Origin of the sequence: Acinetobacter sp. SFB (assembly GCF_001647545.1) — a bacterium.
GTDB lineage: Bacteria > Pseudomonadota > Gammaproteobacteria > Pseudomonadales > Moraxellaceae > Acinetobacter.
The window spans coordinates 400390-425417 of the sequence record NZ_LSZH01000012.1; the positions used below are offsets into that span (position 1 = coordinate 400390).

Annotated in this window: 29 protein-coding genes, 1 pseudogene and 1 riboswitch; of the genes and pseudogenes, 12 read left to right on the plus strand and 18 right to left on the minus strand. The window is 39.0% G+C overall.

What is annotated here, in order from left to right; all coding sequences use genetic code 11:
* Window positions 1-9: 9 nt before the first annotated feature.
* Window positions 10-1017: an SDR family NAD(P)-dependent oxidoreductase gene (locus tag AY606_RS09175; RefSeq protein WP_067867324.1), complete on the minus strand. Its 1008-nt coding sequence runs from the start codon at window positions 1015-1017 to the stop codon at window positions 10-12.
* A 71-nt stretch (window positions 1018-1088) separates the two neighbouring features.
* Between AY606_RS09175 and tusD the strand changes: the two genes are divergently transcribed.
* The 4 genes from tusD to AY606_RS09195 are packed head-to-tail and all read left to right on the plus strand — an operon-like array spanning window position 1089 to window position 2481.
* Entirely contained in the window at window positions 1089-1457 is a 369-nt protein-coding gene (gene tusD / locus AY606_RS09180) for a sulfurtransferase complex subunit TusD (protein ID WP_067867327.1), read from the plus strand.
* Between the two features lie 43 nt (window positions 1458-1500).
* A complete protein-coding gene (locus tag AY606_RS09185) occupies window positions 1501-1851 on the plus strand; it encodes a hypothetical protein (RefSeq protein ID WP_067867330.1) in 351 nt (116 codons plus the stop codon).
* Between the two features lie 20 nt (window positions 1852-1871).
* Window positions 1872-2156, plus strand: a complete 285-nt coding sequence (locus AY606_RS09190) for a DsrH/TusB family sulfur metabolism protein (RefSeq protein ID WP_067867333.1) — start codon at window positions 1872-1874, stop codon at window positions 2154-2156.
* Between the two features lie 13 nt (window positions 2157-2169).
* Complete coding sequence (locus tag AY606_RS09195; protein WP_067867336.1) at window positions 2170-2481, plus strand: TusE/DsrC/DsvC family sulfur relay protein; 312 nt, start codon at window positions 2170-2172, stop codon at window positions 2479-2481.
* Window positions 2482-2728: 247 nt separating this feature from the next.
* Here AY606_RS09195 and AY606_RS09200 read toward each other — a convergent pair whose 3' ends face one another.
* Entirely contained in the window at window positions 2729-3211 is a 483-nt protein-coding gene (locus tag AY606_RS09200; RefSeq protein WP_067867339.1) for a winged helix-turn-helix transcriptional regulator, read from the minus strand.
* Between the two features lie 140 nt (window positions 3212-3351).
* Here AY606_RS09200 and AY606_RS09205 point away from each other — a divergent pair.
* Window positions 3352-3750 (plus strand): annotated as a pseudogene (locus AY606_RS09205) (LrgB family protein); the annotation flags it as partial.
* 70 nt (window positions 3751-3820) lie between these two features.
* Here AY606_RS09205 and AY606_RS09210 read toward each other — a convergent pair.
* From AY606_RS09210 to ybaK, 7 genes are all read right to left on the minus strand, one after another.
* Complete coding sequence (locus AY606_RS09210) at window positions 3821-4576, minus strand: adenosylcobinamide-GDP ribazoletransferase (protein ID WP_067867342.1); 756 nt, start codon at window positions 4574-4576, stop codon at window positions 3821-3823.
* A 5-nt stretch (window positions 4577-4581) separates the two neighbouring features.
* A complete protein-coding gene (locus AY606_RS09215; protein ID WP_067867345.1) occupies window positions 4582-5202 on the minus strand; it encodes a histidine phosphatase family protein in 621 nt (206 codons plus the stop codon).
* Between the two features lie 29 nt (window positions 5203-5231).
* Complete coding sequence (gene cobT / locus AY606_RS09220) at window positions 5232-6284, minus strand: nicotinate-nucleotide--dimethylbenzimidazole phosphoribosyltransferase (protein ID WP_067867348.1); 1053 nt, start codon at window positions 6282-6284, stop codon at window positions 5232-5234.
* Complete coding sequence (gene cobU, locus AY606_RS09225; protein WP_067867351.1) at window positions 6281-6802, minus strand: bifunctional adenosylcobinamide kinase/adenosylcobinamide-phosphate guanylyltransferase; 522 nt, start codon at window positions 6800-6802, stop codon at window positions 6281-6283. The genes cobT and cobU overlap by 4 nt, the downstream gene beginning before the upstream one ends.
* A complete protein-coding gene (locus AY606_RS09230; RefSeq protein ID WP_067867354.1) occupies window positions 6799-7428 on the minus strand; it encodes a 2'-5' RNA ligase family protein in 630 nt (209 codons plus the stop codon). Before AY606_RS09230 ends, cobU begins: the two co-directional genes overlap by 4 nt.
* Before the next feature lie 194 nt (window positions 7429-7622).
* Window positions 7623-8852, minus strand: coding sequence for an MFS transporter (locus AY606_RS09235; RefSeq protein WP_067867356.1), 1230 nt, complete (start codon window positions 8850-8852; stop codon window positions 7623-7625).
* A 300-nt stretch (window positions 8853-9152) separates the two neighbouring features.
* Window positions 9153-9623, minus strand: a complete 471-nt coding sequence (gene ybaK, locus AY606_RS09240; RefSeq protein ID WP_067867446.1) for a Cys-tRNA(Pro) deacylase — start codon at window positions 9621-9623, stop codon at window positions 9153-9155.
* A gap of 831 nt (window positions 9624-10454) precedes the next feature.
* Here ybaK and AY606_RS09245 point away from each other — a divergent pair.
* A complete protein-coding gene (locus AY606_RS09245) occupies window positions 10455-11048 on the plus strand; it encodes a DUF4142 domain-containing protein (RefSeq protein ID WP_067867359.1) in 594 nt (197 codons plus the stop codon).
* A 118-nt stretch (window positions 11049-11166) separates the two neighbouring features.
* Here AY606_RS09245 and AY606_RS09250 read toward each other — a convergent pair whose 3' ends face one another.
* Window positions 11167-12387, minus strand: a complete 1221-nt coding sequence (locus AY606_RS09250) for an alkane 1-monooxygenase (protein WP_067867362.1) — start codon at window positions 12385-12387, stop codon at window positions 11167-11169.
* A gap of 192 nt (window positions 12388-12579) precedes the next feature.
* On the opposite strand from AY606_RS09250, the gene AY606_RS09255 reads away from it, so the two are divergent.
* On the plus strand, window positions 12580-13503 hold the full coding sequence (locus tag AY606_RS09255) for an AraC family transcriptional regulator (protein WP_067867364.1): 924 nt from the start codon (window positions 12580-12582) through the stop codon (window positions 13501-13503).
* Window position 13504: 1 nt separating this feature from the next.
* Here AY606_RS09255 and lpxB read toward each other — a convergent pair whose 3' ends face one another.
* A complete protein-coding gene (lpxB, locus tag AY606_RS09260; protein WP_067867449.1) occupies window positions 13505-14701 on the minus strand; it encodes a lipid-A-disaccharide synthase in 1197 nt (398 codons plus the stop codon).
* A 224-nt stretch (window positions 14702-14925) separates the two neighbouring features.
* Here lpxB and AY606_RS09265 point away from each other — a divergent pair, with 224 nt between their 5' ends.
* The 3 genes from AY606_RS09265 (at window position 14926) to AY606_RS09275 (ending at window position 17623) form a co-directional block, all read left to right on the plus strand.
* Window positions 14926-15816, plus strand: a complete 891-nt coding sequence (locus AY606_RS09265; RefSeq protein ID WP_067867367.1) for a sulfite exporter TauE/SafE family protein — start codon at window positions 14926-14928, stop codon at window positions 15814-15816.
* Window positions 15817-15942: 126 nt separating this feature from the next.
* Entirely contained in the window at window positions 15943-17034 is a 1092-nt protein-coding gene (locus tag AY606_RS09270; RefSeq protein WP_067867452.1) for a 3-deoxy-7-phosphoheptulonate synthase, read from the plus strand.
* A gap of 64 nt (window positions 17035-17098) precedes the next feature.
* Window positions 17099-17623 (plus strand): protein tyrosine phosphatase family protein, encoded by a 525-nt coding sequence (locus AY606_RS09275; protein WP_067867370.1) that lies wholly within the window; start codon window positions 17099-17101, stop codon window positions 17621-17623.
* On the opposite strand, the gene ispF is transcribed toward AY606_RS09275, so the two are convergent.
* The gene (gene ispF / locus AY606_RS09280) at window positions 17611-18102 is read right to left on the minus strand and encodes a 2-C-methyl-D-erythritol 2,4-cyclodiphosphate synthase (RefSeq protein WP_067867373.1); all 492 of its coding nucleotides are present in this window, start codon (window positions 18100-18102) and stop codon (window positions 17611-17613) included. The genes AY606_RS09275 and ispF overlap by 13 nt on opposite strands.
* A gap of 99 nt (window positions 18103-18201) precedes the next feature.
* On the opposite strand from ispF, the gene AY606_RS09285 reads away from it, so the two are divergent.
* Window positions 18202-18852, plus strand: coding sequence for an A1S_1983 family putative colistin resistance protein (locus AY606_RS09285; RefSeq protein WP_067867454.1), 651 nt, complete (start codon window positions 18202-18204; stop codon window positions 18850-18852).
* Window positions 18853-18900: 48 nt separating this feature from the next.
* Here the strand turns inward: AY606_RS09285 and AY606_RS09290 are convergent, their stop codons facing one another.
* The 6 genes from AY606_RS09290 to AY606_RS09315 form a co-directional block, all read right to left on the minus strand.
* Complete coding sequence (locus tag AY606_RS09290; RefSeq protein ID WP_081408383.1) at window positions 18901-19395, minus strand: NUDIX domain-containing protein; 495 nt, start codon at window positions 19393-19395, stop codon at window positions 18901-18903.
* An 18-nt stretch (window positions 19396-19413) separates the two neighbouring features.
* On the minus strand, window positions 19414-20658 hold the full coding sequence (locus tag AY606_RS09295) for a D-amino acid dehydrogenase (protein WP_067867376.1): 1245 nt from the start codon (window positions 20656-20658) through the stop codon (window positions 19414-19416).
* A gap of 145 nt (window positions 20659-20803) precedes the next feature.
* A riboswitch (glycine riboswitch) is annotated at window positions 20804-20893 on the minus strand.
* A 179-nt stretch (window positions 20894-21072) separates the two neighbouring features.
* Window positions 21073-21615: a GNAT family N-acetyltransferase gene (locus tag AY606_RS09300; protein ID WP_067867380.1), complete on the minus strand. Its 543-nt coding sequence runs from the start codon at window positions 21613-21615 to the stop codon at window positions 21073-21075.
* 135 nt (window positions 21616-21750) lie between these two features.
* Window positions 21751-22836 carry a chorismate synthase gene (gene aroC, locus AY606_RS09305; protein WP_067867383.1) on the minus strand — a complete coding sequence of 362 codons (1086 nt, stop codon included), beginning with the start codon at window positions 22834-22836 and terminating at the stop codon, window positions 21751-21753.
* 12 nt (window positions 22837-22848) lie between these two features.
* The gene (gene prmB, locus AY606_RS09310) at window positions 22849-23859 is read right to left on the minus strand and encodes a 50S ribosomal protein L3 N(5)-glutamine methyltransferase (protein WP_067867386.1); all 1011 of its coding nucleotides are present in this window, start codon (window positions 23857-23859) and stop codon (window positions 22849-22851) included.
* A 91-nt stretch (window positions 23860-23950) separates the two neighbouring features.
* Entirely contained in the window at window positions 23951-24331 is a 381-nt protein-coding gene (locus AY606_RS09315) for a lysozyme inhibitor LprI family protein (RefSeq protein ID WP_067867389.1), read from the minus strand.
* Window positions 24332-24530: 199 nt separating this feature from the next.
* Here AY606_RS09315 and AY606_RS09320 point away from each other — a divergent pair, with 199 nt between their 5' ends.
* On the plus strand, window positions 24531-24836 hold the full coding sequence (locus AY606_RS09320) for a hypothetical protein (RefSeq protein ID WP_067867392.1): 306 nt from the start codon (window positions 24531-24533) through the stop codon (window positions 24834-24836).
* Window positions 24837-25028 lie beyond the last annotated feature (192 nt).

Consider the following 25028-nt stretch of genomic DNA (forward strand, 5'->3'; position numbering starts at 1 on the left):
ATACGAATTCTAACGCCCTTTTAGGGTTTGCTGATAAAATCGCCACGAGTCCTCAATAATTTGAGTAATTGTACGTTTAGGCTGCCATTTTAAAATTTCACGTGCCTTGTTTGCAGTTGCCCCAATCTGGTCTAATTCAGCATAGGCATAAAACGGCGCATCTATCGTTTTAATTTCACTATTGGTCACTTTAGCGACTTCACTCAGTAAAGCACGAATAGACATATTTTGCCCTGCAATATTAAAAGCATCACAGGTATGGGGCTGACTTCTTAGCCACTGTAAAGTCGCTATAATCGCATCACAGCAATCCAGTACATGTAAAAAACTGCGTTCAACGGTACGGTCTAAGGTTTGAGCTTGCTGACGTAATTCAATATAGTCTCGTTGCTTGGCTGCAACTTGCAATGCCAAAGGAATAATATTTTTAGGTAAAGGTGCAACAAACTCGCCTAAAACAGCATGTTCAAATGCACCCGCAATATTACTTAATCTCAAGATCGCAATTTTCCATTCACTGTCTGTCAGTGCGGTATCTCGGATGATTTCTTCTGCCATTTGTTGCGACTTGATATAAGGATTTGGATAAGAATAATTAAAAGGCATCTCTTCTGAGAGGGTTGAACTCGACGCTCCATATACCGCCAAACTGGACAAATGGATAAAAGTTCGCACTCCAGTACGCTGCATAGCGCGCAGCAAACTCATAATGCAGCTGACATTATCGTTATAATATTCCAGCGGTTTAAGCGCTGATTCTTCAATTGATTTAAAGCCTGCGGTATGAATGACCGCTTCTACAGAATATTGTTCAAAAACTTTGTTTAAAGCCGGTGTATTGCGAATATCGATTTTGACAAATGGCACATACATGCCGGAAATAAATTCGAGTCGTTCTAAGGTTTGTAAACTTGCATTGGATAAATTGTCGACAATAATGACTTCTTGCCCATGCGCCATGAGGCTTAAAGCAATATGTGAACCAATAAAGCCTAAACCACCAGTCACTAAAATCATTGTATACTACCTTTTTCTTATGAAGTTTGGATGCCTCGACATTGGATTGGGCATTCCTCAAGTGAATTTCGATGAGTACCTTATTACTAATTACCTCCGCTCCGACCTCTATATATGCTTGGCATGCTCTAGGCTTAGCACAGGCTTTAAAGGCTAAGAACCAAGCATTTCGGGTGTTTTTTTATCAAGACGGTGTTTCTGTTGCAAATGCCTTGCAGTGGGCTCCTGATGATCAACGTCATTTGACTGAAGAGTGGCAAAAGTTAGCCATTCGTTTACCTGTTTGCGTTAGTGCTGCCTTGGCGCGTGGTATTACCGATCATGAAAATGCACAACGACATCAAATTAGCCAACATAATCTTGCGCAAGGCTTTGAATTGGTTGGACTGGGTGAACTTGCCGATGCCGTCCAATCAGCACAGCGTCTGATTCAATTCTAAGACGTTATTTTTTGGAATTTGTTGCTTTTAAAAGGTAAATTGTGTGAAATCTGTACTCGTTATTTTAACTCAAGCCAATCTTGCCAATTTACAAGTGCATGAAAGCTTGTCTGCAACGATGGTGTTAGCGACTTTTGGTTGTGAAGTCAAAGTGTTGCTGCAAGATGCAGCCTTAAGTTTGCTCAATTCAGATCTGCAATTTGAACAGCTTAAACATGCCTTTAAAATCGCATCCAATATGGTCGATAGCTTTGAGTTTTACGACCTTACACCGGTTTTGGTGGAAAATAAGAATCAAAACTCTTGCTTTGTGATCCAGACTCAACAAGATATTGAATTTGTTGAGCTCAATAGTGAGTTTATTCAAAGTTTTGATTTTGTGCTGTACTGGTAAGAATAAAGAGTGAAATAATCATGTCGAATAAAAGCTTATATTTAGTGCAAAGTACTTTTTCAGCTACCCCTTCTGTACTGGCAAAACTGGAACAACTTTATAGTCCTGAAGATACCGTTATTTTAATGGGTGAATCCGTATTACAGATGCAACAATCTTTCTTGCAAAAATTGAATTGCATTTATGTATTGGAAAATGATGCTGAAATTTTAGCGGGACAAAAGACAGCAAATATGCAAATCATTTCTTATGCCGAATTTGCTGATATCTGCCTGAATCATACCCGTTGTATTCGTTTGAACTAATTTGAGATTAATGATGAATTTAGAACTCGATCAAGATGGTCACTTAGTCGATTACACCATTTGGAATGAAGAAGTTGCTCAAGAATTGGCGAATACTTTAAGTTTAGAACTTACTACCTGGCATTTTGAAGTTTTGCATGCAGTACGCCAGTTCTATCAACAGTTTGGTCATTCGCCTGCGACGCGCCCACTGATTAAATTTCTGATGAAAAAGGTCAGTTTCGACATTAATAATGCAGTATTACAAGACAAATTTAATACCGGATTGGTGGCACGTCATTTAAGCCGTTTGGCAGGTATTCCTAAACCACCAAATTGTCTATAAATTTTAGCTAACGTGTATAAGTCAAAAAATGTTCAATATTAGCCTCTTTAAAATCAGTACTGCCTCACTTGATTGATTAAATTTTTATGCCTTTTGTTTCTCATATATGACATCTTTGTCGTGATGGGAAACGTGTGGCATCCATACCACACTCCCAATAGCTCATCTATTTTTATTTTAGTTTTACGAAAGACTTACTAGTAATTAAAAAATTATTTATGAAACAAAATCCGTTATTGATTCAGGTTTAAGACTGTATTTTATGGCGTTCTAGATAAGTAAAATAATCTTGGGTCAATTCGGGTTTAACTTGCTTGGCATGGATAGTTTCATTACATTCGGAACACACCAGGCGTGGGGTAATTTTATGACCGCAGCTTTTATGGATATATTGCATCGGCTTTCCAAAACCCTCATTCATCCAGTCATCTGCCCAATTCGCCATCGACATTAAAATCGGATAAAGCGCCAGACCTTTTTCTGTTAAACGATATTCATACCGCTCTTGTCGTTGCACGTAAGGGGTTTTGACTAAAATATCATTTTCAACCAGACGTTTTAGACGATCAGACAGCACATGCCGGGTTACCCCTAAATTTTGTTGAAAGGATTCAAAACGGCGTGTTCCTAAAAAAGCATTGCGTAAAATCAGTAATGTCCAACGATCGCCAATGACTGATAAGGTTCTGGCGATTGAACACGGTTGTTCTCCAATGTCATCCCATTTCATAAAGAAAATCATCAACAATAAGTTTAACCCAGAAAAGTTACCGCATTCAGCTCGATATTGAAAGGCTTGTAATCTGAATCCACAAAATACCAAACAAAAACTTTATTATATTTAGCTTTTTAAAATGATCCATTGTAGAAATGAGTGCGGGTGTTATAAGCGCGTTTTATTTGGCAAAGTTATTCAGTTTTGATCAAGAAACCACTTATAGCTTAATGACACGTTCTATTTCTACACCATTTGCCATGGAACTGACTTCAAATATTGACGGTTCTGTTGAACTGGTGATTTTATTTACCATGATTACCGGTATTGCAGGGGTTGCCATAGCAGATATGAGTTTGATTGCTTTAAAGATTAATTCACGCTTTGCGCAAGGAACTGCTTTAGGTAATTAAGCACACGGATTTGGCACCATTAAAGCTTTTATGCGCCATCGTGAAGAAGAGGGTTTTGCCTGTTTAACGATGGTACTTGCTGGGGTATTTATGGTCTTGTTAGGACCTGCGATTATTCGATTTGTAGTGACTTACCTTTAATCATACACAGTTGAAGCCAATATAAGCGTGATTCTATACAGCGGAATCACGCTTCATAAAACATGAATATTTAAAGCCAAATCACAGGTAAATAAAAACTCAATACAGCCAGACTGAAAATACTCACCGCCTCACAAATTTCAATACTTGCTCCGACTGTATCACCGGTAATCCCGCCAATTCGCTGAATAAATTTGCGTCTTAAATAAATTAGCGTTCCTATAAATATTAGTGCAGTTAAAATACCAACCCATGCAAAATACACTGATGCAACCAAACATAATATGAATATGATGACCGCACCCGTTTTAGGAGTGAATTCTGCGATTGAAGAACCTAAACCTTTTTCACGCACATATTGAGTAGTCAAAAATAAAAATAGTGGCGCTAAGCGACCCAATACCGGAAATAAAAGTAGTGCTGAATAGAGTTGGTTTTCTAATAATACATACAGTGCTGACCATTTAATCAGACACAGAATAATTAAACTTAAAACCCCAATCGGCCCACAACTCGGGTCTTTCATGATGGTTAAAGTACGCTCTTTATTACCAAAACCACCGACCCAGGCATCCGCAGTATCAGCTAAACCATCCAGGTGCAAACCACCCGTCAGCCAGATCCACACCACTAAAATCAAGCTACTGAGCAAGATCACCGGCAATGCATGCAGCACTATGGTAATAGCAAATAGAATTACACCAATCATCAAACCAATCAGTGGATAAAACAGTAAAGATTGACCATTTTGCTGTCTGCTTGGCATTGCTTTCAATTGAATCGGAAATACAGTTAAAAACTGCAAGGCAATAAAAAATGCTGTCATTGCTATTATTCCTTGAGCAAATGGATTGAAGCATCTTCATGAATTGCAAAGGAATTAAGTTGCCCCAACTCGGCTGTCATTTTTAAAATTTCATCCAGTGAATGATTTAAAGCGATACATTTTAAGAGTTTAATCACACCGCCATGCGTCACCACCAAAGCATGCTGCCATTCATTTTCCAGCATCTGTATTTGCATTTTTTCAAGACTAGTGCAGATACGTTGATAAAAATCCTGCATGTTTTCTGCATTGGGTGGGGTAAATTGAGTCGGTTGCTGCCAAAAATTCGCCAGCAATTCTGGTTCATTTTCATAAATAACTTGGGTCGATATGCCTTCCCAATCGCCAAAATGCATTTCTTGCAAACCTGCATCATAAAAGATAGGTCGCTGCTTTTGATCTGCGACCGATTCTGCAAATAAACGACAGCGTTTTAAGGGCGAACTAAAAATTACATCCCATTGCACCATGTTATGCAGGGAAGCTTGCTCAGAAACATGCAAAAACTGATCTATAGTCTGCTGCATCTGCGACCAACCGAATTCGGTCAAATCGTCATCTGTAGAACCCCGCAAGGTATGACTTAAAGTCGTTTCACCATGACGAAGCAGATCAATCTTTAACATGTTCAATATCCTGTTGAATCCTTTTAGGATTAAACTTTTTCACCAATGACGGCGGCTTGTGCAAAAGTGGCCATATTGTTATGTAAACTGCATGCCAGTTTAATCACCCCTAAAGCAGCCCCGGCACCACTGCCCTCGCCCAAACGCAAATTCAGTTTCAGTAAAGGATTGGCGTTCATTTCTTGCAATAAACGCTGATGTCCATATTCAGCCGATTGATGGCCAAACAGCATCCACTCACGAACTGCAGGATTTAAACGTACTGCGGCAAGCGCAGAAACTGTGGTAATAAAGCCATCGACCACCATAGGCAATCCGAGCTGTGCACAGCGAATATAGGCACCCGTCATTGCTGCAATTTCTAAACCACCGACTGCGCAAAGTGCTTTAAAAGTATCATGGTCGACATAATCTGTGTGTAAGGAAATCGCTTGGTTAATAACATTTTTTTTATGAATCAGTTGTTCTTCACGAATTCCTGTACCGACACCGGTAAGCTGTTCAGCAGGCTCATCCAGTAAAAAACAGGCCACTGCTGATGCAGAACAGGTATTGCCAATACCCATTTCTCCTGCGACATAAATGGACGCACCATAAGCAACGGCATCTTCAACGCTTTGACGTCCCAGATTCATCGCTTCAATACACTCCGCTTTAGTCATGGCAACTTGTTTGGCAAAATTGGCGGTGCCTGGAATAATGCAATGCCGTTCTACGCCTGCATATTCATAAATACCACCTACAGAACCACAGTCAATCACCTGTAATTTGGCCTGGTATTCTTTGGCAATTACGCTGATACAAGCGCCTCCAGTAGTGAAGTTTTGCAGCATTTGACGGGTTACAGCTTGAGGATAGGCAGAAATATTTTCTTCCATCACGCCATGATCGCCGGCAAAAATCGTGATCCAAGGCTGGTCTACATTGGGACGTGGATTGTCTTGCAAACTTGCCAGTTGCACTGCGGTAGTTTCAAGTTCAGATAATGAGCCTGTGGGTTTGGTCAGTTGTAATTGACGCTCTTCAGCCAGTTTTTTTACTTCCGCACTTGGCGTTTTACACGCATCCAACCACCAGCTCATTCTTTCACTCCTTTTAAAATCATGGGAAAACCCGCAACACAAAATATAACTTTATCGGCAATCTGCCCCAACTGTTGATGCAAACGCCCCGATTCATCGACAAATTTTCGGCTGATCTCGCCCATCGGGATCACGCCTAGGCCGGTTTCGTTACTGACTAAAATAATCTCTGAGTCTAATATCGGTAAAATATCCAGCAGTTTTTGGCATTGTTGCATCTGCAATTCAGGATTTTCATGCATCAATAAGTTACTCATCCATAAAGTCAGGCAATCGATCAGAATCACTTGATTGGGTTGATCAAGCTCGATTAGACAATTGGCTAGATACAAAGGCTCTTCGATCACAGTCCAATGCTCAGGACGTTGCGCTTGATGATGATGAATACGTTGCTGCATTTCGGCATCGAACGCTTGTGCGGTGGCAATATAAGTTACCGCCAAACCTGAATCTTTTGCAGTTTGTTCTGCAAGGCGACTTTTACCCGAACGCGCGCCACCTAAAATGAGTTGCATCATACGTCACCCAGTTGAAATTGATGAAATGGATAGAGCTGACCTTGCAATATTTTCGCGTTATATGTGCCAAAAGTCAGTTGCTCGACTGAAAATTCAAAGCTTTTTTGTTCGATGCTGTTTATATGATTAAAAATTAAATCACTATTAAAATCTTGATGATACAAACCTAAAGTAAGATGTGGACAATAGTCGAGCGGTGCAATTTCATCGCAACTTTGACCAAATAAATGACGTAATTTTAAAAGCACATCATTTTCATCCATAATTTCGACAAATAAGGCACTTTCAAAACTGTTGATGCGACCTGTTTTTAACTGAATTTTATTCTGAAAAGTATCTGTTAAATGTCGAATATGTTGATGCATCTTTTCAATCGCAAAATCATCATCCCAAATAGGGTTTTGTTCCGTAAGGAAACCACAAATAAATACAGTAATGTGAAATTGACGGGTATTTGGCGTGTATAAAAAATCTGAAAAAACCGAACGCAGCTGATTTAAATACTCTAATAATTCTGGATGCTCAATTTCAATGTACCATAACGAAAAATGCTCGCGTCCGCGATGCCATTCAGGATAATCCCCTGCAAGTGTAGGAACAACGGGCGTAGAAGGCTTTAAGAACACACATCAAATCACTTTAAATTCAATCACCTTATTAAAGCATGAATGATATTAATTTTCTCGAGGTGTTGATTTAGTAATATTCAACCCACAGTGAATTATATTCAGCTTTTCATACTTAAATCGTGTCACACACATTATTGCTTTATCTGTAAATCTCCATGAACCAACTTGGAGCGCTAACTTCATCAATAAAGTCACACCGGAACTGAAGATGACTGTATATTCTTTTGATAATGCAGAAAATAAACAGCGAGCAATACAAACATGATCATTAACAAATAAAATGGATAATGGCTATGCCACTGATATAAACCGGTACTGACCAATGGACCAAATACAAAACTCAAAGCTTGGGTTGCAGTACAAAAACTGGCAACTTTAACCTGTAAATGCTGTGGTGCAGATTGCGCAGCACCTGTGGTAAATGCCGGAGTAAGACAGGCAACAGCTATGCCATATAAAATATAAGCACTTTGAAAAATATGAATATCTGTGGTGCGAACGGAGATCAGCAAGCCCAGCATCATGCACACCAACCCAATCCACAATAAGCGCTGCACAGACCATTGTAAAAACTTGGAAATAGCCGTTTGCATAATTACTAATGATATTCCGGCAATCAAAGAACATTGGGCAAAGTAAATTGCACTCTGCTGGGTCGAATTTTGAAATTGATCTTGTATATAAAAGCCAGCGGTTAGATTTACTGTGACAATCGCAATATAGAGACTAAATCCTAATCCAAACCAGCCCATACTGTTACGCAAAGAAAATGCTTGGTTATGGATAGATGTCATACTTTCAGTTGTTATAGGCTGCCCAGAAGGATGAGAAAATCCAGCTTCCTTGCGATCAAATTTCAGGACAATATATACGCTAATTAAGGCAAAAATAATAAAGGCAACCCATAACGGCGTTAGCATCCCCCAAGCCAATAAAAGCGTCGTTAAAAATGGTCCAAGTACCAAACCTGCACTATTTAACGCTCCAAACTTGGACATGGTCTTGCTACGTTGCTGTTCTTCGGTATATTTGGTCATGACGTAAGTTTGTAAAGCGATTTGTGGCATAGCCATAAAAATGCCCATACTTGCCCGAGCCAACAATAACAAAGTAAATAGCAACATCGTAGCAAGATGATATTCAAGCCCATAAGCCAAAACTGCAGTAAATAACCCCCAAGTCACGGTCATACCGATAAAACCCATACTTAACAAACTATAAATACTGTATTTATTTTGCTGTTTAGAAATATAGATCGCCCCGATCGCCATCAATAAGGCTCCTGCCGAAATCAAGGCTCCACCTTGCAGTTCGGTCATTTTCATTTGACGAACCAAAGGTGCAAGTATGGGCAAAATCATAGAGAAACAACCACCATTCGCTAGGCTTGCAGCAATCAGAATCTTATTATTTTGATTCATTGTTCAATTTAACCAAATTTTATTTTTATACCCGCCACAATAGCAGCTTGATGGATTTTGTCCATTTTATATTCAATTCATATTTTTTCTTTTTTTAACCGGTGGATAATTTCCAGCAATCCGAAAATTTGACCATCATTTTTTTTATAAATATACACGGGATAGCACAGATCTTTACACCATAAGATGAATTTAAGCCGACTTCTAGCTTAGCTTTTTTGAGCAAAAAGACCTGTGATAAATAGTCGCAACTAGACTAAATCCAACGTCACAACGACTTTTTTAATTTATGGGTCAGTTTTAATCTTGATCTAAAACATCTGCAAACTGTGCGCCCAAGACTTTGACTAAATCTTGTGGTTTTATCCCAATATCTAAGCCACGTTTTCCGCCACTGACATAAATTTTGGTTAATGACTGGGCAGAACCATCTACCACCGTTTTTAAGCGCTTTTTCTGCCCCACTGGACTGATCCCACCCACCAAATAGCCCGTTAAGCGTTCGGCATCTTTCGGATCTGCCATATGTAATTTTTTGGCTCCGACTGCTGCCGCTATTTTCTTTAAACTTAATTGATGTGCGACAGGCAAAACAGCAACATAGAAATTTTTATCATCCGTTACCAATAAAGTTTTAAAGACTTCGCTGACTTCTAAATTTAACTTTTCAGCCGCTTCTAATCCAAAGCTTTTTGCATTGGCATCATGTTCATATTCATGGATAGAAAATTCGATTTTATTTGATTTCAAAACTTTGCAAGCAGGCGTCATTTTTCGATGATATAAAAATTGAATAAGTGAATTATATGCTTTTTCAAAGTCAATGTTTAGCATACTTAGGCTATTTCAGTTTAATTTATCTTCGTTTTACTTCGCCTATAAATCAAAGCAAGTCATAAAATATTTTATATAACCGCCTATAGATTAAATAATGCTCTTTAATATAATCTTGTATTTTGAAATAGAATAAAAAAACCGCAAAATTAATTTAGCGCATATTAAATATTAATCATTTCAAAAAAATGATCTGCTATAGCCCCCCTTTATCTGTGCTTTAAGGTCAAGAATATTCTTGCTGCTCTTATCGGGATTCAAGTCGAGAGAAAATCCACCTTGAATCATTGTGAGTTAAAACCTTCATACTAATTAAAAGGTATGCTCAGAATTATTTGCAAAAATTAGGCAGATTTTTTGCCTTGCAAAGACAGGGAACATTGAAACAAGTTTCCATTTGCTTCAATAACCACCAGCTCTAGTGACAAAATATTCCTGAAATAATTAAGTTGGCTCAAAATCAGATTTTCACTGGGTTCTTGCTTAGACTTAAATTTTTAAGTAATTAATATTTATCGTGTAAGCACCACAGAATTGAATGATGCTATGTTATTAATTTCTACCATATACAGATAGTGCACTATGCGGCCCTGCTTTTCCTTTTTTTGTGCTGACCTTAAATAAACCAATAGCCCCTTATCTTTACTTAATTAATAACCGATTTATATATCTATCCAAGAAATCTACGCAAAAGATACACTGTTCTCAGTGTCCTCAACCTATCTTATAAAGGCAAATTAAATAATAGAAACTTTAAAGGATGCCCCTATGAAAACTATTCCAATGAAGAAGATGTTCAACTGTATTGCAGTTAGTAGTGTATTGAGTTTTACTGCATTTCAAACTATGGCGGCAATGGATCAGCAACCTACCCACGACAGCAAGAATCCACCCAAAATGATGCATGACAATCAGGAAAATTTAACTGACAGTCAAGTGATTAAGGTGTTAAGCACGGCAAATAATGGTGAGATTAAGCAGTCAAAAACGGCGTTGCCAAAGTTAAAAATGGATCAAACCCGTAAGTATGCTCAGTTAATGATTAATGCACATTCAGCGAATGAGAAAAAAGGCCAAGCCTTAGCAAGTCGTTTAAAGTTAACTCCACAAGTGAGCAACCTCAGTACATCATTGCAAAATGATAGTGATAAGATGGTCAATAAACTCACTCATTCATCAACAACTGATAAAGACTATATGATGACTCAAGTTGAAGTACATCGTAAAGTTTTAATGACCATTGATAAGCAATTGATACCAAACGCCAAAAATTCTGAATTAAAAAATATGCTTATGCAAACTCGTACTGCAGTTGCCAAGCATTTACAAATGGCAGAACAACTCGTTGCAAAGATGAAATAATATAAAATTATAATATAACTTATGCTCAAAAAGCCTAGCTTTCATCAGCTAGGCTTTTTAACAGTTTATTAACTAAAGCTTTCTATCAAATAAATTACTTGTTCAGCGCTCTACTTTATTATTCTCTATTCAATAAACGATCAACTACGCCAAATGTCTTGAATATTTTCGCACGGCGTTTCGGATGAATATTGGCTTTATTTAAATCGCCCTCGTAATGATCAAATACACGTTGATCCATCATTTTAAACCATAGCGATGGAATTAAAGCCGGCAATAACATGGTTGCATAACCACTTGGCAATTCAGGTGCTTCATCAAAGTTACGTAGCGCCTGAAATGGACGTGTAGGATAGGCATGATGATCTGAATGACGCTGTAACTGGTACAAAAACAAATTGGTGGTGATGTTATTATTATTCCAGCTATGCTCCGGCATGGTACGCGCATAAGAACCATCAGATTTTTTATCGCGCATTAACCCATAATGTTCAATGTAGTTAATCACCTCAAATAAGCTCACTCCATAAAAAGCCTGTGTCGCCAAATACGGAATGACCTCTTTACCAAATAATTTCAACATGGTGGCATGAAAACCCGCACTCATCGCCCAGCCTTGAAACAGTTCATTTTCCTTACTAAAGAAAGATAGCCCTTTGCGCTTTAAACGGTTTTTTTCAATTTCAACCGCTGATTTAAGACCGCCAAATACCGTTCTTGGCCAAAACTCATAGAAGGTTTCCCCCATTTTAGAAGATGCCGGATCTTCAGGCGTTGCAGCACGTTTATGATGTCCATAAGGATGCTCAATACGGAAATGGTTATAAAACAATGGCATTAACGTGGCATGAGAAAGATAGTGATCTTCTTTATTCGGACGATGCGACAATTCATGAGCAGTATTCACCCCAATACCATTAATTGCGCCCATGGAAATTCCTAACAGAATCTGATCGAGCAAAGAAGTTTGTTTACGGCTCACCACATAGCCTGCAAATACGTTGGCTGCCATTTGTAAAGGAATAAACAATTTCACAATACGGTCGTAATAGGGATCATTCACTAGCGATTTAACTTGCTCATCATTCGGGTTGTTATTGTCCTTGCCTACAATTGAATCGATACTGGGAATAATCACGTGCAGTAATAAGGGACCACCCAGCGCAAATATTTTTTTCGTCGCTTTCGGACCAAACTGATAGCCCGCCAAAATACCCATGCCAATCACAGGTAAACCTGGGCTTAATAACCACCAATAGCGTTTTTTATCCAGCGCTAAACCTGAAGCAGCTGGAAGGGTTTGAATTGTGGTTTGATTTAAATTTAATGGTGCATTCATGCTGGCGTTCTTCCCTATTTTTTGTTCTAACGTTATATTTCTAGAAACGGGCCATCAAGAACAGTTTTAAACGTCCAAAAAAGCTATGCAAACGTCCTTGGCTTGTATAGCCAATATTTGACCTAAAAACACATACTTGAGTAAATCAAGGTTTTTGATAATTTTTATTAGATGATGACAGAACGATAAGACATGGATGCTTTAAGTAAAATTTTTGATGATATTCATCTTAATAAATCTGAATATATTTATTTAAAACCGCAAGGTGACTGGGCCTATTTGTATCAGGAACAAGATGCCATGATTGGTTATGTGGTTCTGATGGGCCAGATGACGATTCAGCTTAATTCTCATACTCAACTACATGTTGAAACAGGTGATCTGGTTCTAATTCCCTCTGGACAAAATCATTCTTGCCACAGCAGTCATAAAAGCAACTTAGTTGAAACCTTGAATATCACCGAACTTTTTGATCAGAAAAGACAAGAAACCATCGAGTTCGGAAGTACAAGCGGTGAGCCTGCACTCATTTTAGCCATTCGTTGTCATATTGATACGATTATGGCACGTCCTCTATTGAATGCCCTGCCACCCTATATTCATATTCATCATATAACGGGTAGTACAGCACCGGAATGGCTGCAAATTGGCTTACATTTTTTGGCAGTGGAGGCTTATCAAATTCGGCCGGGTCGCGACAAAATTCTCGATCATCTGGTCAGTATTCTATTTATTGAATGTGTCCGTGACTACATTGCGCAATTACAGGATTCCAATAACTGGCTCAGGGCATTGGCGCATACCGAACTGGCGAATGCTCTGGCTGCGATTCACGGTAAACCGGAACAGGCCTGGACGGTTGAAAGTCTGGCTGAACAATGCTGTATGTCGCGCTCGAAATTTGCCCCTTTATTTAGCAATATTGTGGGTGAAACACCGTTGGCCTATTTACAGCAATATCGTTTCCGTTTGGCATCACAGCATTTACGCGAAGGGCAATTGTCGATTCAACAAATTGCCCATCGTGTAGGTTATTCTTCAGAAACGGCTTTTAGCCAAACCTTTAAACGACTGTTTGATTTAACCCCTAGTCAGTATCGGCAACAATTTCAGTAAATTATTCCGAATTTGTTTTATTGACAGGATTTAAGATATTCAAAATCGCTTGAACAGGATCTTCGCTATTTCCTGCAAGCAATTTCTTGTGCATGGTAATGTGCTGCATGGCCTGAATTTGTGCAGTTTCAACATTCATCAGTTTTTCAATTTCAGCCGCCAAATTTTCCGGCGTTGCATCACTTTGAATCAATTCCCGAATGATTTTTTTACCTGCAATAATATTCGGTAAAGAATAATAAGGAATTTTAATCAGGAATTTGATCACCACATACGTCAGCCAATTCAATTTATAAAATGTCACCATCGGACGGTGTACCAGCATTGCTTCTAAAGTAGCCGTACCTGATGCCAAGGCCACAATATTTGAGGCATTCATGACCTGACGACCAATTTTTGATTCCGTATCTGTATTTTCCATCAAGCAAACTTTAGCGACAAAATCAGCAGGATAGTGTTGTAGCAATGCTTCAATCTGCTGCTTGCGTGCATCATTAATCGCAGGAATCAGAAACACATATTCAGGGTGCTTATGACTAATTATTTGGGCTGCATCCAGTACCAACGGTCCCAGTCTTTCAATTTCACCCCGGCGGCTCCCCGGTAAAAGTGCGATATGTTTATGTTCAACATTCAAGCCGAGTTCTTGCTTGGCTTCAATCAGTGGATTTGTGAGCGGCAGTTGACTTGCCAATGGATGACCGACAAACGCAGCAGGAACATCGAATTGTTTATAAAAAGCTTTTTCAAATGGAAATAAACACAGCACCAGATCTATGCTGGCTTTAATGCCATGTACCCGTCCTTGACGCCATGCCCAAACTGAAGGACTGACATATTGCACGGTTTTAATCGGTAAATTATGCTGTTTTAAGCTTTTAGATAAACGTAGATTAAAGTCTGGCGCATCAATACCGACAAACACATCGACCGGATCTTTAGTCCATGTCTCCACCAAGCCATCACGGACTGCGAAGAGCTTTTTAATATCTTTTAAGACTTCAACAATGCCCATGACCGATAAAATATCCATCGGATAATAGCTTTTGAAGCCTTCTGCAATCATTTGCGGCCCACCGATGCCTTCAAATTCGGCATCAATTCCTTGCTCACGAAAACTACGGATGAGTTTAGCGCCAAGCGTATCTCCAGACACCTCTCCAACCACGATACCGATTTTAAGCTTCCGATTTTGCAAGTGTTTATCCTCAAATTTTTTAAAGTTTAACATAGCTGATCTTTCAGATTAATCATGATAGTGGTGCAAAGCTATTTTTTCTCATCAGAAATGAAGCTTCAATCGTGCCTAATCAACGCCATTTTCTATTTCTTTTTTTAGAATAAGCAAATCAATAATCAAGACAACGACTTATATGAAAAAGTCATAACATATGCACGTTTTTTGATATTTGGCATATAACCATGTTTGGTCCACTCGAATTTATTTTAGCAGGTGTTTTGGTCGGTTTCTGTGTCGGAATTACGGGTGTTGGCGGTGGTTCATTAATGACCCCCATCCTGATTAGCCTGTTTAGAATCGAGCCTCACATTGCTATTGGAACAGACTTACTCTATGCCGCAATTTCTAAATTCTGCGGATCTTTAGTGCATGCAAAAAAAATGAATATTGTCTGGCCAATTGTGATCTGGCTTGCAGTGGGAAGTATTCCGGCCTCGCTTGCAACACATTGGGTTTTAGACAATTACCTGAGTCAATCAAGTAGCTACAAAGCTGTTTTGACCATGGTATTGGGCTTTATGTTGACCTTAACCGGTGTGTCAATCATGTTCCGCGGTCACATTGAACGCTTCTTTAACAAGTTCCGTAAAGATGAAGCTCTGGATATGTCGCAGGATTTAGAAAAGGTCAACTTTAGGGCGAAAGACAAACGTGCATATATTGTGATTATGGGTATTGTCCTGGGTGTGTTTGTCACTCTTTCTTCAGTCGGTGCAGGTGCATTCGGCATTATGGCACTGGTGTTGATGTTTCCGAATTTACCGATGATCCGTATTATTGGTTCCGATGTGGTCCATGCCGTGCTTTTGACTTTAGTCGCAGGTCTTGGACACATGAGCTCGGGTAATGTAGATTTACATTTACTTGGATGGTTGTTAGTCGGTTCAATTCCTGCCATTGTGGTTGGAACTTTAATCAGCTCCCGCCTGCCAGAAAAAATTATCCGTAAGATTCTCGGGATTACCCTCTTTGCATTAGGCATGAATTTCATACTTCATCCGGTAAAAGCAAAACCTGTTGAAAAACCTGCAACTGCCATGATTTCAACTGTTGAAAATTTAAACCACGGTTAAACTATCTATTCGATTAATCTGTTTTTTTCACGGTTTTATTGGTGTTTAGTATAGCAACTCACTGGTTAAATCGTGTTATATTCGGGCTACTAAAAAAACTTTTGTATGATCAAACCAGTGACGGCAATGAATACACTACAGTCAAATCCTATTACCCAATCAGACATCGACAACGTGAATGTACAAAGCATTCAGCCTCTTGTAACTCCTGCTGAATTAAAAAAAGAGTTACCTTTGACTGAGCATGCCTATCAAACAGTTCTGAAAGGTCGTGAAACCATTCGCAATATCCTAGATGGTAAAGACAAACGTCTATTTGTGGTGATTGGCCCTTGCTCAATTCACGATACGGTTGCTGCACATGAATATGCAAATCGTCTAAAGGTTTTAAGCGAAAAAGTTAAAGACACCCTGTATATCGTGATGCGCGTTTATTTTGAAAAACCGCGTACCACGGTAGGCTGGAAAGGTTTAATCAATGACCCTGACATGAATGACTCTTTCAACATTGAAAAAGGTCTTCGTATTGGTCGTCAACTTTTGGTTGAATTAAATGAAAAAGGATTACCGTGTGCCACTGAAGCACTTGATCCTAACTCACCACAGTATTACCAAGATTTAATTTCATGGTCAGCGATTGGTGCACGTACTACCGAAAGCCAGACGCATCGTGAAATGTCTTCAGGTTTATCTTCACCTGTTGGTTTCAAAAATGGTACTGATGGCGGATTAACCGTAGCTACCAATGCCATGCAATCGGTTAAACACGGTCATAGCTTCCTCGGTCTGAATGATCAAGGTCAGGTTTCTGTGATTCGTACCAGCGGTAATCCATATGGACATGTGGTACTTCGTGGTGGTAATGGCAAACCAAACTATGATGCAGGTTCTGTTGCAGAAGCGGAAAATGCTTTAGCGAAAGCCAAAGTGAGCAACAAAATCATGATTGATGCCAGTCATGCCAACTCAAACAAAGACCCGTACTTACAACCGCTGGTATTGAAAAACATCACAGAACAAATTCTGGATGGTAACAAATCCATTGTAGGTTTGATGGTTGAAAGTCATCTTAAAGGCGGTCGTCAAGATATTCCTAACAATTTGGATGATCTTGAATACGGCAAATCAGTGACTGATGGCTGTATCGATTGGGAAACCACTGAAAAAGCCCTACTCGATATGCATGAAGCACTTAAAGACGTTTTATCAAATCGCTAAGAGATTTAAAACGCCATCTTGATTGATGGCGTTTCTACTTTAACCTTAGGAAAAGTTTTATCTTATGAATGAAATTGAAAATGTATTAAGCCATATCGAGAATTTCCAGTTTATTCACGAGCACCTATTCACCTCAGCTCAACCCACTGCTGAACAGTTGAAACTGATTAAAGAATATGGCGTAACCACGATTGTGAATCTGGGATTATCTGATGCAGAGCAGCATTTAGATCATGAAGATAAAATTTGTCTAAATTTAGGCTTGAATTATATTCAACTGCCGATTTCTGCAGAAACACCGTCTGATGACCAATGTTTACTGGCACTAGACATGCTGGCGCATTTAGTGCAAGAACGAATGGTCTGGGTGCATTGCAGCAAAAACTATCATGTCAGTAGTTTGATGTACTTATATCGTCAATACTATATGGATATGGACATGCCTATGGCGCAGGAACTCATGCATAGCATTTGGGAACCAAATGAAACCTGGACCGGTCTCATCCATGCAGTAGCCTTACAACTGCAAGGTCGTAAAGCCACCAAAGAATTACAACAGTCGCTGATCCATCCCGATCATTTTGGCTGATGTGAAATCAAAACTATTGCAGTTGATAAAATTCCTTCTTCACGTCCGGTAAAGCCTAATTTTTCTGTGGTTGTGGCTTTAACGCTAATTTGTGTGACATGCACATCCAGAACATCTGCAATACTTTGACGCATTTCCAGATTATGTTTTGCCAGTTTTGGACGCTCACACGCCACTATAATATCGGCATTATTTAACACGTAACCACGATCCAAAATTAACTGATAAACATGCTTAAGCAATACCCGGCTGTCCGCTCCCTTAAATTTCGCATCGGTATCGGGAAAATGCTGTCCGATGTCGCCTAAAGCCAAAGCACCCAACAAAGCATCACATAGCGCGTGCAATACTACATCGCCATCCGAATGTGCCTTTAAGCCTTGGGTATGGGGAATTTTAATCCCTGCTAAAGTTACAAAATCACCTTCTTCAAAGGCGTGTACATCCATTCCCTGACCAATTCGAATTTGTGCGACCACTTTAAGCATCCTTAAGAAATAAATGATTGAAATGTTGTATTCACGCTTTCTATTTCGCTATAGTTACAGCAGCGCAACATAGTGAAATTATAAGCGATGATGCTGGTGAATACCGAAATTAATCTCATTAAAATATTAGGCACATTATTCAGTATTGGCTGTTTGTGCTCAACTGTGGCTCATGCTCAAAAAATCGACTGTTCTCGCCTGAACACCTCGTCAATGAAACAGATTTGTGCTGAAAATTTTGCCGAATCGCGAGAGAAATTAAGCAATCATTATATAACGGCTTTTTTGGTCAGTGATGCCCCGGTTCACTTATTGGAAGATACCCAGACTTTATGGTTTAAGCGTTTACAGCAATGTAAAAGTCTGGATTGTTATAAGCAACAATTTGAATTGCGTATTGATGACCTGAATTTTTATACCTCGTTAAATCAGAGTTTAACCAATCATTATTTAAAATTTGAAAATGGCCATATTGCCAGTCAACCCATACATTTACAGGTTCATCAACTTACCAAAGATAAAATTAAAATTGAAGGCATCGCCTACCGAAATCCAAACAATAAACTAGAAACACAAACTATTCCTTTCTTGGCTTATACAACACCCGATAAGAAAAGTGAAATCATGGATAACGAACATGATTGCAAATATCAGTTCGATTTTAATAAAGCAATTTTGTCGGTGAAAACTGAACAGAAAGGTTGTGAGCGTTTTGTGGGTGTCTATCGGATTTATGATTAATTTTTGAATACATTCAGTGGTTTTGGAAATTGACTGTTAGCTAATTTTTTATTGCTTAACATACAGATTCATTTTTTTCTTGATCAAATCCAGAGCTTGTACATATTTGAAAGGTAAATCTGGAATGTTATATGCATTAATATTTTGCCAGAAAAACTCAAAACGATGCCCATAATCGTCTAATGTTTCATAACTCCACTGATCCTTTAAATTTTGATTTGAGGTATCACAAAAAATAAAGTACCACGTTTGATTGCTTATTTGGTGTGACCCCCAATCATAACAATGTTGCTCTTCCACAACGATCCCCGATTCTTCATACAATTCACGTATAGCGGCCTGAAAGATGGGTTCTGATTTCTCAATTGTACCTTTTACAAGTTGAATACCCGCTGTCGGATGTTTGAAAAGTAAAACTTCCAATATATGATTTTTTTCCCGAAGAATTACTGGACAAACTTTACTCATGATCTTACATTTCACGAAAATCTTTTGATAATCATATATAAGACTGGCAAAAAAATGCAACATATCACGTTGCACTTTTTAGTTTCTATGTAATTAAACCGGATGTTGTGAAGCAACTTGCTGACTAATCATCACTGCAGTCGCTGCGGATAATGTCCAGCCCAAATGACCATGCCCTGTATTATAAAAAACCCGCTCACGTTTCCCGCGTCGAACAATTGGCATCATATTCGGCATCATCGGCCGTAAACCTGCCCAAGGCACTGCATTTTCCGTACTGATATCAAAATTTTTATTCACCCAATCGACCAAGGGCTGGATTCTGTCTGCGCGAATATCGCGGTTATAACCATTAAATTCTGCCGTTCCTGCAACGCGTAATCGATCTGCACCTAACCTTGAAGTTACGATTTTCGAACTTTCATCCAGTAGGCTGACCCATGGAGCATTCTTGATGCTGTCTTCATTATTTAAATCTAGCGTAATTGAATAACCCTTGACTGGATATATATTGACTCGATCGCCCAGTAAATTTGCCAAGTGATAACTTCCCACCCCTCCACATACCACTACAGCATCCGCTTCCAGTGATTCAACTAGCGCTACATCTAACAGCATATTTTCATTACTGGCACGGTAAAGCACAGTGATCCCTTTGGCATGATGTTTGACATCACTCACTTCCATACCGAATATATATTTCACACCATATTTTTCAGATGCTTCGGCAAGCCCTTTGGTAAATTTATGAATATCGCCTGTGGCATCTCCGGGACAGTAAAAACCGCCATAATATTCACCCTTCAGACTTGGCTCTATGCTTTTAATTTCGCTGGGGGTAATGGCAATTCGCTCTAGACCACCATTAATCAGCAAAGTATTCACCCGAGTCGCCACGTCGTAATCCAGTTTGCTATGGTAAAAATGCAGAATTCCTCGCTTTTCCAAATCAAACTGAATATTTTCCTGTTCAGCCACAGCAAATAAACGTTCACGGGCCAATAGCGCCATTTTCACAGTATCGCGAGTGTTGGCTTCATAATTTTTAATATTGCCAAGAAACTCCATTAACCAGCCATATTTATGCAAGTCAAATGAAGGATTGATTAACAACGGTGCATTTTTATTCGACATCCACTTGATACCTTTCAGTACCGTGGCTTTTTGATTCCAGACTTCTGCATTACAAGCAGAAAGCTGTCCACCATTGGCAAATGAGGTTTCCATGGCAGGATACAAATGTTTATCCATCACAGTAACTTTATAGCCCAATTTTGCCAATTCATAAGCAGAGGTCACGCCAGTAATGCCTGCTCCAATCACAACGATATGACACATACGACTCTCCTTGGAAATGTGTATACATTTCTTATGAGCCCCATCTGTCATTGATACCTGAGAGCTTCGATCATGACGTTAAAATCTTAACGCTGACCATCCCCTTCGGTGAGCATAGGTTTTATATGCTTCTCTCCAGATTTTTGAAATTATTACAGTCCTTTTGCCTGAGAGTTTCCGGGGTCGTTGCTCCTTCGGCGTGTTCACAGAAGAACATCTCTCCTGCAATAATTGCTTATATTAATATGAGCAAATTTTGTACCATTCGCGAGCATTAAATTCAATTATTTGTTAAACAGTGTTATTACAATAAAAATAAATATTTTTTTCAATCACTTAAAATTAAAACCAATTTGATTTTATTTTTTAACTTAGGCTATTTACTGATGAGATATACTGTTTTGAACATTTAATCTATATTGCTTTTAGCACCAACTTAGACATATGTTGTAATCGCAGATCGATCAACGGCTGCCCTACATTTGCATGAATGGGATAGGCCACTGTATGCTGGGTTTTAACATATCCACATCGTTCATAGTATTGAATCAGTTCAGTTCTGGCATCGAGTACGAACATTTCATAATGGTTAAATGCTGGAAAAATTTCTAACGCCTTTTTTTCCGCATATTCTAAAATCTGTTTTCCAATACCCTGATTTTGCCAATCTGAAGCTACACAAAAAGTGCCTATTTCAATGCTATTTTGCTGAAAAGTTAAACCTATACATGCAACCATCTCAAATTTGAAATCTTCAATAATTTCAGCAACAGCTAAGTAAAAATTCTGTTGCTCCAAAATATTCAATAACTGCTGTTGATTGATTCGATCTCCCGCGACAATATCCTGCTCACTGGTCCAACTAGAACCCGTATGCGTGCGATATGCCTGATTAAGTAAAAGTACTAAATGGTCAATATCATCTGTACTTGCTCGTCTATATTGTAATTGATGCATTATTTTTCTAAATATTTGAATTGAAATAAAACTACCACAAAGTATTATCCAACAAAATTCTATCCATAAAAAAACCAGACTTAAAGTCTGGTTTTTTTATCATTACAGTTCGTCGCCTTAACGAGTTACTTAGGTTTAAATAGGTGCAAACGGCATAACCACATCAGCATTTTGTGCCCGATGACGCATGAAATGATCCATCAATACTATCGCAAACATGGCTTCCGCAATGGGTGTCGCACGAACGCCGACACAAGGGTCATGACGACCTTTGGTCAACACATCCGTATCTTCTCGGTCGATATTAATGGTTTTACCCGGCGTGGTAATACTGGCAGTGGGTTTCAGTGCAATTGCAACACGAATGGTTTGACCACTCGAAATACCACCGAGAATCCCACCGGCATGATTGGCCAGAAAACCCTCTGTGGTCAATTCATCCCGCGATTCATGACCAAACTGTTCAGCAACGCCAAAGCCATCACCAATTTCAACACCTTTAACCGCATTGATGCTCATCATGGCATGTGCAATATCAGCATCTAGACGATCAAATACCGGCTCACCCCAACCCACTGGAACATTCTCAGCCAGAATTTCAAGCTTTGCACCACAACTGGTACCCTGTTCACGCAGTGAAGTCACTAGAGCTTCAAAACGTGGAACTGCATCCGCATCGCCACAGAAAAATGGATTATTTGGTACTTCATTCCAGTCCAGTGTATTGGCTTTTTCTGTACCAATTTGTGTTACATGACCACGAATGTTAATACCGAACTTTTCTGCCAGATATTTCTTCGCAATTGCACCCGCCGCCACACGCATTGCAGTTTCACGTGCGCTTGAGCGACCACCACCACGATAATCACGGAAACCATACTTTTGGGTATAGGTATAATCGGCGTGACCCGGACGGAAAGTTTGTGCAATATTGCCATAATCTTTCGATTTTTGATCTGTATTACGAATCAATAAACCAATCGATGTACCTGTGGTTTTACCTTCAAATAAACCAGAAATAATTTCGACTTCATCCGGTTCTTTACGCTGTGTAGCGAATTTAGAGGTGCCCGGTTTGCGGCGGTCTAAATCTTTTTGTAAATCTGCTTCAGTCAGTTCGATTCCAGGCGGCACACCATCGACAATTGCCATCAGGCCAACGCCATGAGATTCACCACAAGTCGTTACACGGAACAGTTGTCCAATACTATTACCTGCCATGTTCTCAACTCCTTATGCTTGAACAGATTGTACAAATAAATCACGGTATTTACGGCATTGCTCTGCTGTTAAAGCAAAAACACCCGAACCACCTTTTTGGAAAGTTAACCAATGGAAATCAACAGTATTAAAGTTCTGTTTCATTGCCCATTCAGAATTACCCACTTCAATGACAATCAAGCCATCTTCAGTCAAGTAATCTGCAGCTTGCGCCAGCATTTTACGCACCAGATCCAAACCATCTTGACCGGCAGCAAGTGCTAGTTCTGGTTCATGTAAAAACTCTGCCGGCAAATCCGCCATATCTTCTGCATCGACATAGGGAGGATTCGACACGATTAAATCATATTGATTTTCAGCAGGAATTTTTGCAAATAAATCTGATTCCAACAATGCAACCTGATATTGCATATTGTGATGTTCAGCGTTAATCGACGCAACTTCTAAAGCTTCTTTCGAAATATCGGTCGCATCCACTTCAGATTCTGGGAACGCATAAGCCAAGGCAATTGCAATACAGCCCGAACCGGTACACATGTCTAAAATACGGCGTGGCATTTTAGGATTTGGATTTTCAGGAAGATTGTTTAAAGCTTCACGCACTAAGCCGTTTTCATCTAGGCAGTACGGTGCAAAACGTTGATTAATCAACTCTGCAATTGGCGAACGCGGAATAAGCACACGTTCATCTACGTAATAAGGTTTATCGCAGAAATATGCAAGATTCAACAAATATGAAGTGGGCACTTTTTCATTGATACGACGCTCAAGTAAACTGATAAATTCAGCTTTTTCACTTGGCAGTAATTTCGCATCTAGAATTTCCGGATTAGCGCTCCAGTCCAAGGCCAATGTTTGCAATACTAAAGCCGAGCTTTCTGCAAAAAAGTCCTCAGTACCTTGACCTAAATGTGCATCGTATTGACGTAGAGCTGAAACACCAAAACGGATAAAATCACGAATGGTGGTTAGGTTTTCAGCGGCTTCCTGTAAATGTTCAGGGCTAATAGTCAGTTGATCCACTTAAGGCGTCTCCAAGGTCAAATTTTTTAAAGCGCCTTATGATACCTTGTTTTAGCGGTTTTTTATAATGTTTCAATCAGCTTCAAAACAATTATCTATAGGCTAATTGCTTGGTTTGATAATAGTAAGCTCGCTCCATTGTCATTTCTAATACGCATTTTGCTTGTCGAAGCTCTATCGATGCAGAGATCACATTGTAATAGCATTGTTGATTAAGACGGCTTTCCCAGAGTTGATGTTGTTGCTTCACACTGCTTTGACTATCGCCACTATTTTTTAAATAATTTTTAAAGTATTTGTTTAAAAGTTTTCCCTGCGTTTTTAACTCCTTATCCACACAATTTTTGACTGTGGCAGTTTGACCATAAGAGGTGTTTAGACATTTGTTATATTGGTCGGAATATCCCTGTGCTAAAACCGAGCTTGAACCCAGAGCAGCCGCACTAAAAATCACTGGCAACAAAAATCGCATACTATTCCCCTGTCTTAAATGACTCAATTTTAAATACTATTGTTTTGTTTATTCAGGGATATTACAACAATCATGTATAAATTCCTATAACACGGCAGTTTAAGCCCGTAGCCGATAAAAAACTTCCTTACCATTACACATTGAATCTGCGCCAAATGCCCTTATATAGTTTCTATTCTTTTTCTGAATATTTATTGTTATGAGCTACAAACACAATAATTTAATGGCAATGCGCCAAAACTATTGGAATGACACAGATTCAGTCCAAGTTGAAAGCGAGAAACAGTTCTTTCAGCAAACCTTGATTGAACATGATATCTATACATCTCCATCAGAAGATGATGCCAAATATCTGTTCTTTAGCCTACCCAGCATTATTATTGTAAAAGGTTATGCTTTAGGCTTTCAACATGACAGCGTTCAAGCCATGATTTTTAAACATATTCACGATAATAAAACCGTATTGAAGCAAAAAAGCGACATTAAAATTCAGTTCCGTATGTAAATATTTATACCCATAAATGATCATTTTATGTGATCAAATTCCCTTAAAGTCCAATAAAGTGGTGTGACCAATTGATCTTACACAGGTGAAAAACACCCACCTCCTACAAGACTCACGCTTTTTATTGATAAATAAATTAAATATTAAGCATATTAAGGTGCTGTACCACAGGTTGAACTTTTTTAATACGTG

What these genes read in the sequence shown, in the direction of transcription:
- AY606_RS09235 (WP_067867356.1), bottom strand. Translation starts at nt 8,852, where the DNA reads ATGAATCAAAATAATAAGATTCTGATTGCTGCAAGCCTAGCGAATGGT.
- tusD (WP_067867327.1), top strand. Translation starts at nt 1,089, where the DNA reads ATGAGTACCTTATTACTAATTACCTCCGCTCCGACCTCTATATATGCT.
- AY606_RS09175 (WP_067867324.1), bottom strand. Translation starts at nt 1,017, where the DNA reads ATGATTTTAGTGACTGGTGGTTTAGGCTTTATTGGTTCACATATTGCT.
- AY606_RS09270 (WP_067867452.1), top strand. Translation starts at nt 15,943, where the DNA reads ATGAATACACTACAGTCAAATCCTATTACCCAATCAGACATCGACAAC.
- aroC (WP_067867383.1), bottom strand. Translation starts at nt 22,836, where the DNA reads ATGGCAGGTAATAGTATTGGACAACTGTTCCGTGTAACGACTTGTGGT.
- AY606_RS09195 (WP_067867336.1), top strand. Translation starts at nt 2,170, where the DNA reads ATGAATTTAGAACTCGATCAAGATGGTCACTTAGTCGATTACACCATT.
- AY606_RS09295 (WP_067867376.1), bottom strand. Translation starts at nt 20,658, where the DNA reads ATGTGTCATATCGTTGTGATTGGAGCAGGCATTACTGGCGTGACCTCT.
- ybaK (WP_067867446.1), bottom strand. Translation starts at nt 9,623, where the DNA reads ATGACGCCTGCTTGCAAAGTTTTGAAATCAAATAAAATCGAATTTTCT.
- AY606_RS09315 (WP_067867389.1), bottom strand. Translation starts at nt 24,331, where the DNA reads ATGCGATTTTTGTTGCCAGTGATTTTTAGTGCGGCTGCTCTGGGTTCA.
- AY606_RS09255 (WP_067867364.1), top strand. Translation starts at nt 12,580, where the DNA reads ATGGATGCTTTAAGTAAAATTTTTGATGATATTCATCTTAATAAATCT.
- AY606_RS09275 (WP_067867370.1), top strand. Translation starts at nt 17,099, where the DNA reads ATGAATGAAATTGAAAATGTATTAAGCCATATCGAGAATTTCCAGTTT.
- AY606_RS09200 (WP_067867339.1), bottom strand. Translation starts at nt 3,211, where the DNA reads ATGAAATGGGATGACATTGGAGAACAACCGTGTTCAATCGCCAGAACC.
- AY606_RS09210 (WP_067867342.1), bottom strand. Translation starts at nt 4,576, where the DNA reads ATGACAGCATTTTTTATTGCCTTGCAGTTTTTAACTGTATTTCCGATT.
- AY606_RS09265 (WP_067867367.1), top strand. Translation starts at nt 14,926, where the DNA reads ATGTTTGGTCCACTCGAATTTATTTTAGCAGGTGTTTTGGTCGGTTTC.
- AY606_RS09300 (WP_067867380.1), bottom strand. Translation starts at nt 21,615, where the DNA reads ATGCATCAATTACAATATAGACGAGCAAGTACAGATGATATTGACCAT.
- AY606_RS09245 (WP_067867359.1), top strand. Translation starts at nt 10,455, where the DNA reads ATGAAAACTATTCCAATGAAGAAGATGTTCAACTGTATTGCAGTTAGT.
- cobU (WP_067867351.1), bottom strand. Translation starts at nt 6,802, where the DNA reads ATGATGCAACTCATTTTAGGTGGCGCGCGTTCGGGTAAAAGTCGCCTT.
- AY606_RS09285 (WP_067867454.1), top strand. Translation starts at nt 18,202, where the DNA reads ATGCTGGTGAATACCGAAATTAATCTCATTAAAATATTAGGCACATTA.
- AY606_RS09320 (WP_067867392.1), top strand. Translation starts at nt 24,531, where the DNA reads ATGAGCTACAAACACAATAATTTAATGGCAATGCGCCAAAACTATTGG.
- AY606_RS09215 (WP_067867345.1), bottom strand. Translation starts at nt 5,202, where the DNA reads ATGTTAAAGATTGATCTGCTTCGTCATGGTGAAACGACTTTAAGTCAT.
- AY606_RS09250 (WP_067867362.1), bottom strand. Translation starts at nt 12,387, where the DNA reads ATGAATGCACCATTAAATTTAAATCAAACCACAATTCAAACCCTTCCA.
- AY606_RS09190 (WP_067867333.1), top strand. Translation starts at nt 1,872, where the DNA reads ATGTCGAATAAAAGCTTATATTTAGTGCAAAGTACTTTTTCAGCTACC.
- cobT (WP_067867348.1), bottom strand. Translation starts at nt 6,284, where the DNA reads ATGAGCTGGTGGTTGGATGCGTGTAAAACGCCAAGTGCGGAAGTAAAA.